The sequence below is a fragment of the Luteimonas sp. KH_071 genome, from assembly GCF_057838005.1.
In genome coordinates this window covers 2,260,705-2,276,209 of record NZ_CM174458.1, presented here as the reverse complement: position 1 = coordinate 2,276,209, position 15,505 = coordinate 2,260,705, and the positions used below count along the sequence as shown (strand labels likewise).

The 15,505-nt window shown below is 68.3% G+C and carries 10 protein-coding genes; 6 read left to right on the top strand and 4 right to left on the bottom strand.

The window, feature by feature from the left end; translation table 11 throughout:
• The first annotated feature begins 99 nt into the window (after positions 1 to 99).
• Both dapE and trxC read left to right on the top strand, forming a co-directional pair.
• Positions 100 to 1,236, top strand: a complete 1,137-nt coding sequence (gene dapE, locus AC3IRM_RS10495; RefSeq protein ID WP_489203104.1) for a succinyl-diaminopimelate desuccinylase — start codon at positions 100 to 102, stop codon at positions 1,234 to 1,236.
• A 57-nt stretch (positions 1,237 to 1,293) separates the two neighbouring features.
• Positions 1,294 to 1,728, top strand: a complete 435-nt coding sequence (gene trxC, locus AC3IRM_RS10490; protein ID WP_489203103.1) for a thioredoxin TrxC — start codon at positions 1,294 to 1,296, stop codon at positions 1,726 to 1,728.
• Positions 1,729 to 1,734: 6 nt separating this feature from the next.
• Here trxC and AC3IRM_RS10485 read toward each other — a convergent pair whose 3' ends face one another.
• A complete protein-coding gene (locus AC3IRM_RS10485) occupies positions 1,735 to 3,132 on the bottom strand; it encodes a GntP family permease (RefSeq protein ID WP_489203102.1) in 1,398 nt (465 codons plus the stop codon).
• Positions 3,133 to 3,300: 168 nt separating this feature from the next.
• On the opposite strand from AC3IRM_RS10485, the gene AC3IRM_RS10480 reads away from it, so the two are divergent.
• From AC3IRM_RS10480 to AC3IRM_RS10470, 3 genes are all read left to right on the top strand, one after another.
• The gene (locus tag AC3IRM_RS10480; RefSeq protein ID WP_489203101.1) at positions 3,301 to 5,559 is read left to right on the top strand and encodes a TonB-dependent receptor; all 2,259 of its coding nucleotides are present in this window, start codon (positions 3,301 to 3,303) and stop codon (positions 5,557 to 5,559) included.
• Between the two features lie 166 nt (positions 5,560 to 5,725).
• Positions 5,726 to 9,061 carry a PAS-domain containing protein gene (locus tag AC3IRM_RS10475; RefSeq protein ID WP_489203100.1) on the top strand — a complete coding sequence of 1,112 codons (3,336 nt, stop codon included), beginning with the start codon at positions 5,726 to 5,728 and terminating at the stop codon, positions 9,059 to 9,061.
• A 60-nt stretch (positions 9,062 to 9,121) separates the two neighbouring features.
• Positions 9,122 to 9,610 (top strand): NUDIX hydrolase, encoded by a 489-nt coding sequence (locus AC3IRM_RS10470; RefSeq protein WP_489203099.1) that lies wholly within the window; start codon positions 9,122 to 9,124, stop codon positions 9,608 to 9,610.
• A gap of 94 nt (positions 9,611 to 9,704) precedes the next feature.
• On the opposite strand, the gene mfd is transcribed toward AC3IRM_RS10470, so the two are convergent.
• The 3 genes from mfd to AC3IRM_RS10455 all read right to left on the bottom strand — a co-directional run bounded on the left by mfd (position 9,705) and on the right by AC3IRM_RS10455 (position 14,935).
• The gene (gene mfd / locus AC3IRM_RS10465) at positions 9,705 to 13,223 is read right to left on the bottom strand and encodes a transcription-repair coupling factor (RefSeq protein WP_489205905.1); all 3,519 of its coding nucleotides are present in this window, start codon (positions 13,221 to 13,223) and stop codon (positions 9,705 to 9,707) included.
• A 157-nt stretch (positions 13,224 to 13,380) separates the two neighbouring features.
• The gene (locus tag AC3IRM_RS10460; RefSeq protein WP_310234665.1) at positions 13,381 to 13,956 is read right to left on the bottom strand and encodes a GNAT family N-acetyltransferase; all 576 of its coding nucleotides are present in this window, start codon (positions 13,954 to 13,956) and stop codon (positions 13,381 to 13,383) included.
• 121 nt (positions 13,957 to 14,077) lie between these two features.
• Positions 14,078 to 14,935 carry a 23S rRNA (adenine(2030)-N(6))-methyltransferase RlmJ gene (locus AC3IRM_RS10455; protein WP_489205904.1) on the bottom strand — a complete coding sequence of 286 codons (858 nt, stop codon included), beginning with the start codon at positions 14,933 to 14,935 and terminating at the stop codon, positions 14,078 to 14,080.
• A gap of 151 nt (positions 14,936 to 15,086) precedes the next feature.
• Between AC3IRM_RS10455 and AC3IRM_RS10450 the strand changes: the two genes are divergently transcribed.
• Positions 15,087 to 15,494: a hypothetical protein gene (locus AC3IRM_RS10450; protein WP_489203098.1), complete on the top strand. Its 408-nt coding sequence runs from the start codon at positions 15,087 to 15,089 to the stop codon at positions 15,492 to 15,494.
• The last annotated feature ends 11 nt before the right edge of the window (positions 15,495 to 15,505 follow it).

The window sequence follows — 15,505 nt, the reverse complement described above, 5'->3', positions numbered from 1 at the left end:
GCGTGCGGCAGAGCCACCCTGTAGGAGCGCGCTTGCGCGCGATGGTGCGGTCCCGGCAAAGCCTCTTCGCGCGCGAGCGCGCTCCTACACGAGAGTTCCATGACCGACGTCCTCGATCTCACCCGTGACCTGATCGCACGCAAGTCGGTGACGCCCGACGACGCCGGCTGCCAGGCGCTGATCATCGCCCGTCTGCAGGCTGCGGGTTTCACCATCGAATCGATGCGTCACGGCGAGGTGGACAATCTCTGGGCCACGCACGGGCAGGGCGGGCCGGTGCTGGTGTTGCTCGGCCATACCGACGTGGTGCCGAGCGGGCCGGTCGAGGCGTGGACGTCCGATCCGTTCGCGCCCGAGATCCGCGATGGCGTGCTCTACGGCCGCGGCGCGGCGGACATGAAAAGCGGCGTCGCGGCGTTCGTGGTCGCGGCCGAACGATTCGTCGCCGCGCATCCCGAGCACAGCGGCACGCTCGCATTGCTGCTGACCTCCGACGAAGAAGGCGAGGCGATCGATGGTGTGCGCCGCGTCGCGCGGACGTTCGCCGAGCGCGGCACGCGCATCGACTGGTGCATCACCGGTGAACCTTCGTCCACCGCAACGCTCGGCGATCTGTTGCGCGTGGGCCGGCGCGGCAGTCTGTCGGCGACGCTGACGGTGCATGGCGTGCAGGGGCATGTGGCCTATCCGGACAAGGCGCGCAACCCGATTCACGACGTGGCGCCGGCGCTGGCCGAACTCGTCGCGCGACGCTGGGATGATGGCTTCGAGTCCTTCCCGCCGACCAGCCTGCAGATCAGCAACATCTCCGCCGGCACCGGCGCGACCAACGTCATTCCCGGCACTGCGACCGTGCAGTTCAACCTGCGCTACACGCCGCACTGGGATGCACCGAAGTTGGAGACGGAGATCGCGGAGTTGCTGGACCGCCACGGGCTCGACTACACGCTCGCCTGGCACCGCAGCGGCGAACCGTTCTACACGCCGGAGGGCCCGCTGCGCGCCGCGGCACGTGAAGTGCTGACGACCTTCGCGGGTGCGTCGCCCGAAGAAAGCACGGGCGGCGGGACCTCGGATGCGCGCTTCATCGCGCCGCTGGGTGCGCAGTGCATCGAGATCGGGCCGGTCAACGCCAGCATCCACCAGGTCGACGAACACATCCGCGTCGCCGATCTCGACGCGCTGCCCGATCTCTATGAAGCGCTCATCGCGCGGCTGCTGCCCGACGCGGGTTGAGGCCTTGCCCGTGCGTCGACGCACGCACCTGCACGCTGCGCAAAAAGGAAGGACGCCATGACCGATACCGCCATCGTCGCCTGCCCGCAGTGCCACACCCGCAACCGCGTGCCGCAGGCACGTCTGTCGGAAGCGCCGACCTGCGGCCGTTGCCATACCGCGTTGCTGCCGGGGCACCCGATCGCGTTGACCGCGGGCAGCTTCGACGCACATGCGCTGCAGTCGGACCTGCCACTGCTGGTGGACTTCTGGGCGCCGTGGTGCGGGCCGTGCCGGACGATGGCGCCTGCGTTCGAGCAGGCCGCTGCGCAGCTCACGCCGCAGATCGTGCTGGCCAAGGTCGATACCGAAGCCGAGCCGGTGCTGGGCGGACGCTTCCATATCCGCAGCATTCCGACTCTGGTGCTGTTTGCGGGCGGGCGCGAGATCGCCCGCCAGTCCGGCGCGCTGTCGCAGCAGGCGATCGTGCAGTTCGCGCGCCAGGTGCGGTGATCGGCGTCAAACCCAGCCGGTCAGGTAGTGCAGCGCGATCACCGCGAACACCGCGGCGGTGCTGATCAACGTGATCGCGAAGATGTCCTTGTAGGACTGGCGATGCGTGAGACCGGTGACCGCGAGCAGGGTGATCACCGCGCCGTTGTGCGGCAGCGTGTCCATGCCGCCCGAGGCCATCGCCGCCACCCGGTGCAGCACGTCCATCGGAATGCCCGCTGCCTGCGCGTTGGCGATGAAGCTCTCGGCCATCGCGGCCAGCGCGATGCTCATGCCGCCTGAAGCCGAGCCGGTGATGCCGGCCAGCGCGGTGACCGTGACCGCCTCGTTGACCAGCGGGTCGGGGATCGAGTTGAGCGAGTTGGCGACCAGCAGGAAGCCGGGCAGGGCCGCGATGACGGCGCCGAAACCGTACTCGGATGCGGTGTTCATCGATGCCAGCAACGCCCCACCCACCGCCGTGCGGCTGCCTTCGGCAAACTTCGCCCGCACCGGACGCCATGCCAGCACGAGCACCGCGACGATGCCCACCAGCAAGGCCCCCTGGACCGCCCAGATCGCTGCGATGCGGGAGATCTCCTGCACCACCGGGACCGCATCCTGCATGGCCGACGACGGGAACGCATGGCTGCTGCCGTAGAGCTGCGGGATCGCCATGGTGAACACTTTATTGGCGATGCCCACCAGCAGCAGTGGCAGCAATGCGACCAGGGGATGGGCCAGACGATCACCGATGAATGGTTCGGGTTCGTTGCGCAGGTCCACCCCGTAGCCTTCGCCCGCCGCGGCCGCTGCGCGGCGGCGCCATTCCAGATAGAGCATGCCGGTGGCGAAGATCAGTACCGACCCGAGCGTGCCCAGCACAGGGGCGGCCCAGGAGTCGGTGCCGAAAAACGCGGTCGGGATGATGTTCTGGATCTGCGGCGTCCCCGGCAGCGCCATCATCGTGAAGGTGAACGCACCGAGCGCGATCGTGCCCGGGATCAGGCGTTTGGGAATGTCGCCCTGCCGGAACAGCTCGGCGGCAAAGGGGTAGACCGCGAACACGACCACGAACAGCGAGACCCCGCCGTAGGTCAGCAGCGCGCAGACCACGACGATCGACATCAGCGCCTGCTTCGGCCCGAACAGCCGGATGGTCGCGGCGACGATCGATTTCGAGAATCCCGAGATCTCGATCAGCTTGCCGAACACCGCACCCAGCAGGAACACCGGGAAATACAGTTTCAGGAAGCCCACCATCTTGTCCATGAACAGACCGGTGAACATCGGCGCGACCAGCGTCGGGTCGGTCAGCAGCACCGCCCCCATCGCCGCGATCGGTGCGAACAGGATCACGCTGTAGCCGCGGTAGGCGACCACCATCAGAAACACCAGCGCGCCCAGTACGATCAGAAAGTCCATCGGTTCCACGATTGCGGCGGCCGCATGGCCGGACGGTCCGCAGTGTCGGCTTGCCGATGGACCGGCGGCCATTGTCCGAAGGTACGATGCCGCGCGCCGCCTGTACTCCCTAGTCTTGCGTTCGAGCGGCACCGTGCCGCACACATGCGACCCGTGGGAGGGGACACAATGAAGCGCAACACCATCCGGCATACCGCCCTGAGTCTGGCCGTCGGTTTCGGCCTGTCCGTGCCTGCGGTGCACGCGCAGCAGACCGCCGAGCCGGCGACGCAGACGCAGGCCGGCAGTTCCGCGACCACGCTCGATGCGATCACCGTGACCGCGCGTCGCCGCAGCGAATCGATCCAGGACGTGCCGGTTGCGGTCAGCGCCTTCGGCGAGGAACAGCTGAAAGACCTGCAGGCCAACAACATCGACGGCCTGCAGGGCGCCGTGCCGAACCTCAACATCGTGCAGGGCCGCGGTTCGGCCAACAGCGTCAACGCCTTCATCCGCGGCATCGGCCAGCCCGACGCGCTGCAGACCTTCGATCCCGGCGTGGGCCTGTACGTCGACGACGTCTACTACTCGCGCATCAACGGTGCGCTGTTCTCGCTGTTCGACGTGCAGCAGGTGGAAGTGTTGCGCGGCCCGCAGGGCACGCTGTACGGCAAGAATTCGACCGGCGGCGCGATCAAGGTCACGACCAAGAATCCCTTCGACGACAGCGGCGGCGCGGTCGAACTGACCGGCGGCGACCACGGCCGCGCCGAGGGTCGCTTCTATGTCTCCGGCCAGCTCAGCGACACCGTCGCGGCCAGCTTCGCCGGCGCCTGGCTCAACCACGACGGCTTCATCCGCGACCGCGACACCGGCCGGCACTACAACGACGACGACACCCGCGCGCTGCGCGCCAAGATCGCGTTCCAGCCGACCGACGCGTTCCGCGCGACGTTGTCGATCGACCACACCAGGCAGGATGCCGCGCTGTCGCTCGGTCAGCCGACCGCGCCGCTGCGCCGGACCGACCTCGCGCTGGGCACGGTGACGCTGCTGCCCGCGCCGACCGGCGAGTTCGACTTCACCGCGCGCACGTCGTTCGGCCCCGACCAGGGGCAGGAGCTGAAGCACTCCGGTGTATCGCTGGCCGCCGAGTGGGACCTCAGCGATGCCGCGCTGTTCAAGAGCATCACCTCGTATCGCGAGCTGGAAACGCGGTCCTTCATCGACATCGACGCCTCCGAGTTCGAGCTCGGCGACGTGCTGGTCGCGCTGGACCAGAACCAGTTCAGCCAGGAATTCCAGCTGCAGCTCGACAACGGCCGCAACCTGCAGACCACATTCGGCGCGTACTACATGAAGGAGGACGTGCCGTCCTACCAGGAGGCCTACGCGGATGATCTGTTCGCGTTCGCCGGCGTGCCGATCTCGTTCCTGCGCACGATCGGCGACGACCTCAGCACCGAGAGCATCGCCGCGTTCGCCCATGCTAACTGGGAGTTCGTGCCGACTTGGACGCTGGCCGCCGGCCTGCGCTGGACGCGCGACACCAAGGACTACGACCGCAGTACCAGCACGTTCTGGGGCGTGCCGTTCACCGCGCTCGGCGAAACCGTGGCCTTCAGCGCGAAGAAGAGCTGGACCGCATGGACGCCGTCGGTGAGCCTGCAGAAGGCGTTTTCCGACAACCTGATGGGCTACGTCTCGGCGAACCGCGGCTTCAAGTCGGGCGGCTTCAACGGCCGCGCCAACACTGCGGCCGACGCGGCGGCGCCCGACTTCGATCCCGAGTTCGTCTGGACCTATGAAGTCGGCATGAAGGGCAGCTCGTCGGACAATCGCCTGCGCGGCAGCGTCGCCGCGTTCTGGAGCGAGTACAAGGATTTCCAGGCGCGCGTATCGCAGGACGTCGGCACGTTCCCGGTGCTCAATGCCGCCGAGCTCGAGATCAAGGGCATCGAGTTCGAGGGCATGGCGCTGCTCGGCGAGACCACCACGCTCAGCGCGCAGGTCGGCTATCTCGATGCGCAGTACAAATCCTTCGAGGATTTCCGTCTCGATCCGGCGTTCCCGGGCTTCGATCCCAGCGTCAACCACGACCACGTGCCGTTCTCGCCGGAATGGACCGCGCGCGTGGCCCTGCAGCACGGCTTCCCGCTCGCCAACGGCGGCCAGGTCAGCGTGGGCGGCGATGTTTCGTATCGCAGTGACACCTGGCTGTCGGTCGACAACCGCGTCAACCTCAGCCAGGACGCCTACACCCTGGTCGGCGCCTACGGCGTCTGGGATTCGCCGCAGTACGTGTGGCAGGTGCGCGCCGGCGTGCGCAACCTGACCGACAAGACCTACAAGGTCGAAGGCCAGGAGTTCGCCAGCGTCGGCAACATCCAGACCGCGTACTACGGCTGGCCGCGCAACTGGTACGTGTCGGTGCGCTACAACTTCTGACGCGTCGCGGTCCGGACGTGTCGGATGCTGGAAGCGGAGGCCGCCTGCGGGCGGCCTTCGTGCGTCCGGACCACAGCCCGCGCTGCGCTATGCTCGCCGGCGACCTGGGGGACAGTCACGTTGTGACATCGGAATCGGCATCGACAACGCGTCTGCGGCTCCCGGCATGTTGAGTGTCGGCGTCGTCGTTGCAGCGGTCGGCCTGTGGCTGGCCGCGATGTTCGCGGCCGCCGTGTATGGCGAGCGGCATCCCCATGCGCTCGGCTCGCGCTGGCGCGATATCTACGTGCTTTCGCTCGCGGTGCACTGCACCTCGTGGACCTTCTACGGCACGGTCACCCAGGCCGCCCGCTACGGCTGGCCGTTGCCGCCGACCTTCCTCGGCGCGATCCTGTTCCACCTGCTGGCCTGGCCGGTGCTGCTGCGTCTGGTGCGGCTGGCGCGCGACAGCAACGCGACCTCACTGGCGGATCTGATCGCCTCGCGACTCGGGCGTGATGCCTGGCTGGCGGCGACGGTGACACTGGTCGTCGCCCTGGGTCTGGTGCCCTACATCGCGCTGCAGCTCAAGGCGGTGGCGATGAGCTACGCCACGCTGCTCGGCCGTCCGCGGGCGCTGGCGGACGTGGTCGCGCCGTGGCAGGACAGTGCGCTGTACGTCGCGCTGGCGATGGCGCTGTTCACGATGCTGTTCGGCACGCGCCGCGCGAGCGCCGCGGGACACAACCGTGGCCTCGTGCTGGCGATGGCCTTCGAGTCGGTGTTCAAGCTCGCGGCGATGCTCGCGCTGGGCCTGTTCGTCTGGTTCGGATTGCGCGGTCTGCCCGAACTCGCGTCGTCGCCTGTCGTCACACTGCCGGTCGGTGGCGCCAGTGGATTCGTGCCACTCGTGGTGCTGGGCGCCGCGGCGATGTGCATCATGCCGCACCAGTTCCATGTCGGGGTCGTGGAATGCCGCGACGAATCGCATGTGCGCGCGGCGCGCTGGCGCTTTCCGCTGTACCTGCTGCTGATCGCGCTGCCGATGCTGCCGCTGGCACGCGCGGGCAGTGCATTGCTCGGCGATTCGGTGTCGTCGGACATGTACGCGCTCGCGCTGCCATTGGCGATGGGGCAGGAAGGGCTCGCGCTGGTGGTGTTCCTCGGCGGCCTGAGCGCGGCGACCGGCATGGTCATCGTCAGCACGCTGACGCTGAGCCTGATGATCGGCAACCACTGGTTCGCGCCGGGCCTGCTGCGCGGCGCGTGGTCGCGCGGCGACGGCGACGATCATCGCGGCGCGCTGCTGATGCTGCGGCGTGGGGTGATCGTTGCGATCATGCTGCTCGGCTGGATCTACAGCCGCATGGTCAGCGGCAACGATGCGCTGGCCGATGTCGGCGCGGTCTCGTTCTCGGCGCTGGCCACGCTGGTGCCCGCGCTCGGCTTCGCGGTGCTGCGCCCACAGACGCCGCCGTTCGCCGCGCTGCTCGGTGTGCTCGCGGCGTTCGCCGCCTGGGCCTGGGTGATGCTGGTCCCGATGCTCGCCGGCGACGCGTCGACCTGGCTGCTGGCCTGGCCTGCAGGGCTTGCGTGGCTGTCGCCCGATGGCCTGTTCGGACTGACCGGCTGGAGCCGGCTCGGGCGCGCGGTCGGTGCGAGCCTGTTCGTCGGCGTCGCGCTCACATTGCTGCTGTCGCTGCGCCACTCGCCCGACGATGCGGCCGCGCGTCGGCGTCGCCCCGGCGCGAGCCGGCAGACGCTCGCGAGCGCCGGCCGGCGTTTTCTGGCGGGCGCGCGCGTCGACGAACTGCTGCAGGACGCGCCGGCGCAGGGTCCGGTACCGCGACGCGTGCAGGCGCGGATGGAGCGCGAACTCTCGGCCGTGCTCGGCGCGGCCTCCGCGCGACTGCTGCTCGATGCCGCGCGCCGCGATGCGGGCCCGGATTTCGACACCGTCGCGGCGATCGTCGGCGAGGCCTCGCAGGATCTGCGCTTCAACCAGCGCGTGCTCGAAGCCGCACTGGAGAACATGACCCAGGGCATCAGCGTCGTCGACGAACAATTGCGCCTCGTCGCCTGGAATGCGCGCTACGCGGAGCTGTTCGGCTATCCGGCCTCGTTGCTGCGCGTGGGCGTCGAAGTCGCGGCGCTGGTGCGGCACAACGTCGGCAGCGGCCTGATCGGCCCGGTCGATGTCGAGGCCGAGGTGGACAAGCGCCTGCGCCACATGCGCGCCGGCACGCCCTACGTCGCCGAGCGCACGCTGGCGGGTGGGCAGGTCATCGAGATCCGCGGCAACACCATGCCCGGCGGCGGCTTCGTCGCGACCTTCACCGATGTCACCGCGTTCCGCCGTACCGAACACGCCTTGCGACTGTCGAACGAGACGCTGGAGCAGCGCGTCGCCGAGCGCACCGACAGCCTCGACCAGGCGCGTCGCGAGGCCGAGCGCGCGAACCTCGCCAAGACCCGCTTCCTGACCGCCGTCGGGCACGACCTGATGCAACCCTTGCACGCCGCGCAGCTGTTCACCGATGCGCTGTCGCAGCAGCTGCCGGGCGACGTGGAACCGCGCCTGCGGCAGATCCGCGGTGCACTGGATTCGACCAGCGATCTGCTGACCGGCCTGTTCGACATGTCGCGACTGGAAGCCGGCGGTCTGGTGCCGCAGCCGCGCGCGTTCCCGCTGGCCGAAGTGCTGGAACCGTTGGCCTCCGAGTTCGCCGCGCTCGCAGCCGAGCGTGGACTGGCATTCCGTCATGTGCGCAGCCGCGCCTGGGTCGACAGCGATCCGCAACTGCTGCGGCGCGTGCTGCAGAACTTCCTCGGCAATGCAGTGCGCTACACGCCGCGCGGCGGCGTGCTGATCGGCGTGCGCCGCGTGCGCGGGCAGGTGAGCATTGAAGTCCACGACACCGGGCCCGGCATTCCGGACGCGCAGCAGGCGCTGATCTTCGAGGAGTTCCGCCGCGGCGAAGGCGCGTCCGGGCAGGGGCTCGGGCTGGGTCTCGCGATCGCGGATCGCATCGCGCACCTGCTGCAGGCGCCGATCGCACTGCGCAGCCGCATCGGGCAGGGCACGGTGTTCTCCATCACGCTTGCCGCCGCGCGCGCCGATCGTGCCGCGCCGCCGCCGACCCGCGCGGGACTCGCCGGCGCGCGCGTGCTGGTCGTCGACAACGATCCCGCTGCGCTTGCCGCACTGGCGACCCTGCTGCGGGGCTGGGGCTGCAGTGTCGATGCGGTCGCCGACAGTGATGCGGCCGCGCGTGCGCTCGCGCAGAGGCCGGCCGACCTGTGGGTGTTCGACTACCACCTTGATGCCGGCGACACCGGCATCGCGCTGCACACGCGATTGACCGCGTGCTTCGGCGAGCGGCCGACGCTGATCGTCAGCGCCGACGACACCGGCGCGGTCCGCAGCGATGCGCTCGCCACCGGGTTGTCGCTGTTGCCCAAGCCGGTGCGGCCCCTTGCGCTGAAGTCGGTGCTGGATCGCATGCGCGCGATGCGCGGCTGAAGGCCGCAGTCGACCCGCTCGCTACAATGGTCGGCTTCCCAAGTCCTCGACCGTCTCCCGATGCCCTACACCCCGATCGTCGCCACCCTCGGCTACGTGCTCTCGCCCGACCGCCGCCAGGTGCTGATGATCCATCGCAATGCGCGGCCCGGCGATCATCATCTCGGCAAGTACAACGGTCTCGGCGGCAAGGTCGAACCGGACGAGGACGTCGTCGCCGGCATGCGCCGCGAGATCATGGAAGAGGCCGGCATCACCTGCGAGGCGATGACGCTGCGCGGGACGATCAGCTGGCCCGGCTTCGGCAAGCAGGGTGAGGACTGGCTGGGCTTTCTGTTCGTCATCGAGGCGTTCGAGGGCACACCGATGACCTCGAATCCGGAAGGCACGCTGGAATGGATCGATGTGGACCGCATCCTCGATCTGCCGCTGTGGGAAGGCGACCGCCAGTTCCTGCCGTTGGTGTTCGACGCCGACCCGCGCGCATTCCACGGCGTGATGCCGTACCGCGACGGGCGCATGCAGTCGTGGTCGTTCTCGCGACTCTGAGGCCGAATGCGCCATCGGAGCGCGCTCGCGCGCGAACAGGCAATCCCCATGGATCCTCCGCGCTCGCGGCCGTATGCCGACGGCGCAGCGGCGATCAACGTTCGCCTGAAGGCGCCAGGGCGATCAGCAACCCACGCGCTGCCTGGATACGCGTCTCCGCGTCGGGCAACTCCAGCGTGATGCGCAGCTTGTCGGGCCCATCCATCCTGTAGTGCTTGGGCTGTCCCTGGATCAGGCGGATCACCGCCATCGGATCGACCCTGGGCTTCTCGACGAACTGCACGCGGCCGCCCTTGTCGCCCAGATCCAGCTTGCGAAGGCCAAGCGTCGTCGCCTGCAGCTTGAGATCGGCGATCTGGAACAGATGCTTGGCGGGATCGGGCAGCAAGCCGAAGCGGTCGATCATCTCGACCTGCAGCTCGCGCAGCTTGTCGATGTCGCGCGCGCTGCTGATGCGCTTGTAGAGCATCAGGCGTGTATGCACGTCGGGCAGGTAGTCCTCGGGGATCAGTGCGGGCACGTGCAGCTCGATATCGGCGCCGCGCGCGTCCACGTCGTCGGCATCGGGCAGCTTGCCCTGCTTGATGCTGCGCACCGCGCGTTCCAGCAGCTCGGTGTAGAGGCTGAACCCGACCTCGGCCATCTGCCCGCTCTGGCCTTCGCCGAGCAGTTCGCCGGCGCCGCGGATTTCCAGATCGTGGGTCGACAGGGTGAAGCCTGCGCCGAGTTCGTCCATCGACGCGATGGCCTCCAGCCGCTTCTTCGCATCACTGCTGATCGAACGCTGATCCGGTATCACCAGATACGCATAGGCGCGATGGTGCGAGCGACCGACGCGGCCGCGCAGCTGATGCAGCTGCGCGAGGCCGAACTTGTCGGCACGATTGATGATGATCGTGTTGGCATTGGGAATGTCGATGCCCGATTCGATGATCGTCGAGCACAGCAGCACATTGAAGCGCTGCTTGTTGAAATCCAGCATCACCTTCTCGAGCTCGCGCTCGGGCATCTGGCCGTGGGCGATGCCGATGCGCGCTTCGGGCACGAGTTCTTCCAGCTCGCGCTGCATGCGGCCGATGCTCTCGACATCGTTGTGCAGGAAATACACCTGGCCGCCGCGGCTGAGCTCGCGCTGGAAGGCTTCGCGCAGCTGCGCATCGTCCCAGGGCACGACGAAGGTCTGCACCGCGAGGCGATGCGCGGGCGGCGTGGCGATGATCGACAGGTCGCGCAGGCCGGCCATCGCCATGTTGAGCGTGCGCGGGATCGGCGTCGCAGTCAGGGTGAGCAGATGCACGTTCGCGCGCAGCGCTTTCAGCGCTTCCTTCTGGCGCACGCCGAAGCGCTGCTCCTCGTCGACGATGACCAGGCCCAGATCCTTGAACTTCACGTCCGGCTGCAGCAGGCGGTGCGTGCCGACGATGACGTCGAGCGTGCCGTCGGCGATCTTGCCGATCTCGGTCTTGATCTCCTTGGTGCTCTTGAAGCGCGACAGCACTTCGACGCGGATCGGCCAGTCGGCGAAGCGGTCGGCCATTGTGCGGTAGTGCTGTTCGGCGAGCAGCGTGGTCGGCACCAGCACCGCGACCTGCTTGCCGGCCGCGGCGGCGACGAAGGCCGCGCGCACGGCGACTTCGGTCTTGCCGAAGCCCACGTCGCCGCAGACCACGCGGTCCATCGGCTGGCTGGAACCGAGGTCGCGGATCATTGCCTCGATGGCAGCGTGTTGATCCGGCGTTTCCTCGAACGGGAATGCGGCCGCGAACGGCTCGTACATCGTGCGGTCGACTTCCAGCGCAAGGCCGGCGCGCGCCTGGCGCTTGGCCTGGATTTCCAGCAGTTCGGCAGCGACATCGCGGACCTTGTCGGCGGCCTTCTTGCGCGCCTTGGTCCAGGCTTCGCCGCCGAGCGAATGCAGCGGCGCGGTCTCCGGCGACGCGCCCGAATAGCGGTTGACCAGATGCAGCTGCGACACCGGCACGTACAGGCGGTCGCCCTTGGCGTATTCGATGTCGAGGTATTCGCCCGGCTGGCCACCGGCTTCGAGCACGACGAGTCCGCGATAGCGACCGACGCCGTGATCCTCGTGCACGATCGGCGCGCCTTCGCTGAGTTCGCCGAGGTCGCGGATGATGCTTTCGGGGTCGCGCGCGGCGCGCTTGCGGCGACGCGGCTGCGCGGCGCGTTCCGGGAACAGCTGGCGCTCCGTGAGCACGGTCAGCTGCGGCGCATCGATGGCGAAGCCGTTGTCGAGCGGCGCGATCGCGACCGCGAATGTCGCGTCGTCATCGGCGACGAACGTCGGGAAGTCTTGCAGCACCGACGGCCGCAATTTGCCCGCGTGCAGGATTTCCAGCAGCGCCTCGCGGCGGCCGGCCGAATCGGCGGCGATCAGCACGCGGCCCGGATAGCTGCCGAGGAAGCGCACCAGCGCATCGGCCGGGGTGTGGTCGCGTGCGGCCAGGGGCAGATCGGGCGCCGGCTGGTCGCCGAGCGCGGATGCCTGCGCGTGGCGCGGATGTTCGGCGTCGCAGACCTCGACGCGCGCGCCCTGGTTGAGGCGCTCGCGCAGCGCGTCGGGCGTCAGCCACAGCTCGGTCGGCGGCAGCAGCGGGCGTTCGATGTCGTGGCGCAGCTGGTCGTAGCGGTGCAACACCTGCTGCGTCCAGAAATGGTCGCTCGCCGGCGAGGCGCCGGTGTCGATGACCGGCAGTGTGTTCGCCGGCAGGTAGTCGAACAGCGTCGCCGTCGACAGTGGCGCTTCGCCCTTGTTGAGCAGGGTGCGTCGCGGCGCTTCGAAGAACAGCGGCAGGTAGTACTCGATGCCAGCCGGCGCGGCGCCGGCCTTGAGGTCCTGGTACAGACCGCTGCGGCGGGTGTCGATGTCGAAGCGCTCGCGCAGGGTGTCCATCGCGCGCGCCGTCGCGGCGTCGTCCAGCGGGACCTCGCGGCCGGGCAGCATGCGCAGCGCGGCGATCTTGTCGAGCGAACGCTGGGATTCGGGATCGAAGGCGCGGATGGTCTCGATCGCGTCGTCGAACAACTCGATGCGATAGGGCTGGTCGGCGCCCATCGGGTAGACGTCGAGCAGACCGCCGCGCACGGCGAAGTCGCCCGGATCGTGGACCTGCGGCACGTGCGCGTAGCCGGCGCTTTCGAGCCGGCGTTTTTCGGCGTCGAGATCCAGTGTCTGACCGACGTCCAGATCGAAGCTGGCACCCGCGACGTGCCGCACCGGGGCGAGTCGTTGCATCAGCGTCTGCACGGGCACCACGACGATGCCGCGCTTCAGCGACGGCAGGCGGTGCAACGCGGCGAGGCGCTGCGACACGATGTCCGGGTGCGGGCTGAAGCGGTCGTAGGGCAGGGTTTCCCAGTCGGGGAACGGCACCACCGGCAGATCGGCGTCTGTTCCGCCGAGCGTGCGCAGATCGTGCTCGAGCTGTTGCGCGCCGTGATTGTCGCGGGCCACCAGCAGCAGTGGTCCGTCATGCGTGCGCGCCGCCTGCAGCACCGCCCACGCCAGCGCGCTGCGGCTGGCGGGCGCGCGCCACCAGGCGCGTGCGTGACCGGCGGTGGGCAGGGGGGGCGAAGCGATGACAGCGTGCGGCATGAAGAAGTCCGGATGGCGGAGCACAAAACAACAACAGCGCCGAAAGCCAAAGGGCCGGCGCAAATCAGGGAACGAATTCTAGACGAGCGCGTCGCAACAACTGCGACGGTGCCACCGCGACCGCGCCGGAGCAGACCGGCGCGGCGGCCTCAGGCTGTCAGCCCAGGCGCACGTTGGGCGTGGTGTCGACGACTTGGCGCTTGAGTTCCAGCGACACCCGGACCATGCCGGGCGTGTCGACGGCCTGCTGCTGGAAGCTCAGCGACTTGGCGAGCGCGAGCATCGGCTCGTTCTCCTCCAGCACGTCGCCGAAGATACGCTCCAGTCGCTTGCCCTTGGCCCAGCGCACCAGGCGCCGGAGCATGTGCCGGCCCAGGCCCATGCCGGCCACGTAATGGCTGACCAGGATATGGAACTCGGCCTGGCGCGTGCCGGGCAGCACGGCGGCGCGGGCCACGGCGCCGACCAGGGCATCACCCGGGGTGTAGGGCTCGGCGGCAACCAGCACGAACTCGGACTTCGGATTCGGTTGGGTCAGGCGGTTCGCCGTTTCAGGCGAGAGCTCCGCCTTTGCGTATAGAAAACGCTGCCGCACTTCATCGGGCTCGAGCAACGCGAACGACGCACGCAGCGGTTCGGCATCGGCGGGACGGATCGGGCGGATCAGCACCTGGCGGCCATTGGCGAGGCGGATTTCCTCGTGCCACGGCGGGAGTCTGTTGCGTGCAGTCATCGAGAGTGGGGTCTGAACGGGTATGGGCGACCTTACCCGCAGGGTCTATTCACGAACCGTGAAGGCACCGCGGCCACTGCGCGAAGTTACCCCATTCATCCTCCGCTCCGACCGCCGGCGTTCAGGCCGGTTCGCGCAGCCAGTGAAGCCGGGTGTCAGCCCCGGTCTCGCCAATCGCCTGCTTGAGCGCGTCGAGCGCCGGGGCGAGCGCGGTCGCCAGCTGCCACGGCGGATCGAGGATCAACAGGCCGCTGCCATTCATGCGCAACGGCGAATCGTCGGCGCGGACCAGCAGTTCGACCAGCAACGAGGACTTGGTTTGCAGCTTGGCGGCCGAGCGCAGGAACGGCGTCAGCGTGCGGCGCTGCTTGATCGGATACCACAGCATCTGGATGCCCTGCGGCCAACGCGCCAGGCCCTCGCGCATCGCCTTGAGCGCGATTTCGAACTCCGCGGCCTGCGCCTCGTAGGGCGGGTCGACCAGCACCAGGCCGCGATTGAAGCGCTGATCGCCGATCTTCGGCGGCAACAGCGACTTGAATGCCGCATAGCCATCGCCGCTGTGGATGGCCACCCTCGGATCGCTGCCGAGTGCACGGCGCAATGCGCCCGCGGCGGCGAGCTCGGTCTCGCAACAGGCGATCCGGTCCTGCTCGCGCAGCGCATGGGCCAGCAACCACGGCGAACCCGGGTAGGCATCCGCGCCGTGCTCGGCCCGGCAGGCGTTGACCGCCGCGAGATAGCGCGCGATCAGCGGCTGCTTCGGCGCCGTGGCCAGCAGCAGGCTGATGCCGTCGTCGGCTTCGCCCGTGCGCCGGGCGCGCTCCTCGCGCAAGCGATAGACACCGCCGCCCGCGTGGGTGTCGAGCGCGAAGCAGGGCGCGGGTTTGGCGGTCAGCGCATCGCAGATCGCGAGCAGCACGAGATGCTTGAGGACATCGGCATGGTTGCCGGCGTGGAAGGCGTGTTGGTAGTTCATGGTGTCAAGGTTGCCGGTTGGCGGGGCAGATAACGAAAGCGCTGGTAGCGAGTTGTACATACCCGTCTCCAAGCGCGGTGCTTGAGCCGGACAACTGAAGCGCGGAAGATCGCGCACAGGCCGGCTTGTCGCCTGTCATGGAGGATGGAATATGGCATCTCGTGGAATTGCAGGAATTCTGGTTGGAATTGCGCTGCTTGGATCGGTAGGGGCTGTGGCCTTCGCCAGTGATGGCAAAGGTCTGGGCGTCTGCGAAGGCACAACGACGAAGATGCTGTTTGGCCCCCGAGTGAGGACCATCAACGATAATATGGCGTCTTGGGTCGGATCCAGTCTGGAAGAGATTGTGGCGGATTGGGGCTCGCCGTCTTCCACATTCGAGAATCGGGACGGTTCAAGAATCGTCACGTGGAAGAACTGGGATTGCACGCAGAACTTCAAGGTGGACGCGCAAGACGTCCTGACGCAGTGGAACGTCGGCTCGGGTTGTAGCTGCTTCGGCGATTCCAGCCGTCGCGACATTCCCAGAAGCACGCCGATTCCGCAGATGACGCTGTGATGCGCCGCTTC

Coding starts and splice junctions, on each gene's coding strand:
- AC3IRM_RS10470 (WP_489203099.1), top strand. CDS start 9,122: ATGCCCTACACCCCGATCGTCGCCACCCTCGGCTACGTGCTCTCGCCC.
- AC3IRM_RS10460 (WP_310234665.1), bottom strand. CDS start 13,956: ATGACTGCACGCAACAGACTCCCGCCGTGGCACGAGGAAATCCGCCTC.
- mfd (WP_489205905.1), bottom strand. CDS start 13,223: ATGCCGCACGCTGTCATCGCTTCGCCCCCCCTGCCCACCGCCGGTCAC.
- AC3IRM_RS10475 (WP_489203100.1), top strand. CDS start 5,726: ATGTTGAGTGTCGGCGTCGTCGTTGCAGCGGTCGGCCTGTGGCTGGCC.
- AC3IRM_RS10480 (WP_489203101.1), top strand. CDS start 3,301: ATGAAGCGCAACACCATCCGGCATACCGCCCTGAGTCTGGCCGTCGGT.
- AC3IRM_RS10485 (WP_489203102.1), bottom strand. CDS start 3,132: ATGGACTTTCTGATCGTACTGGGCGCGCTGGTGTTTCTGATGGTGGTC.
- AC3IRM_RS10450 (WP_489203098.1), top strand. CDS start 15,087: ATGGCATCTCGTGGAATTGCAGGAATTCTGGTTGGAATTGCGCTGCTT.
- dapE (WP_489203104.1), top strand. CDS start 100: ATGACCGACGTCCTCGATCTCACCCGTGACCTGATCGCACGCAAGTCG.
- AC3IRM_RS10455 (WP_489205904.1), bottom strand. CDS start 14,935: ATGAACTACCAACACGCCTTCCACGCCGGCAACCATGCCGATGTCCTC.
- trxC (WP_489203103.1), top strand. CDS start 1,294: ATGACCGATACCGCCATCGTCGCCTGCCCGCAGTGCCACACCCGCAAC.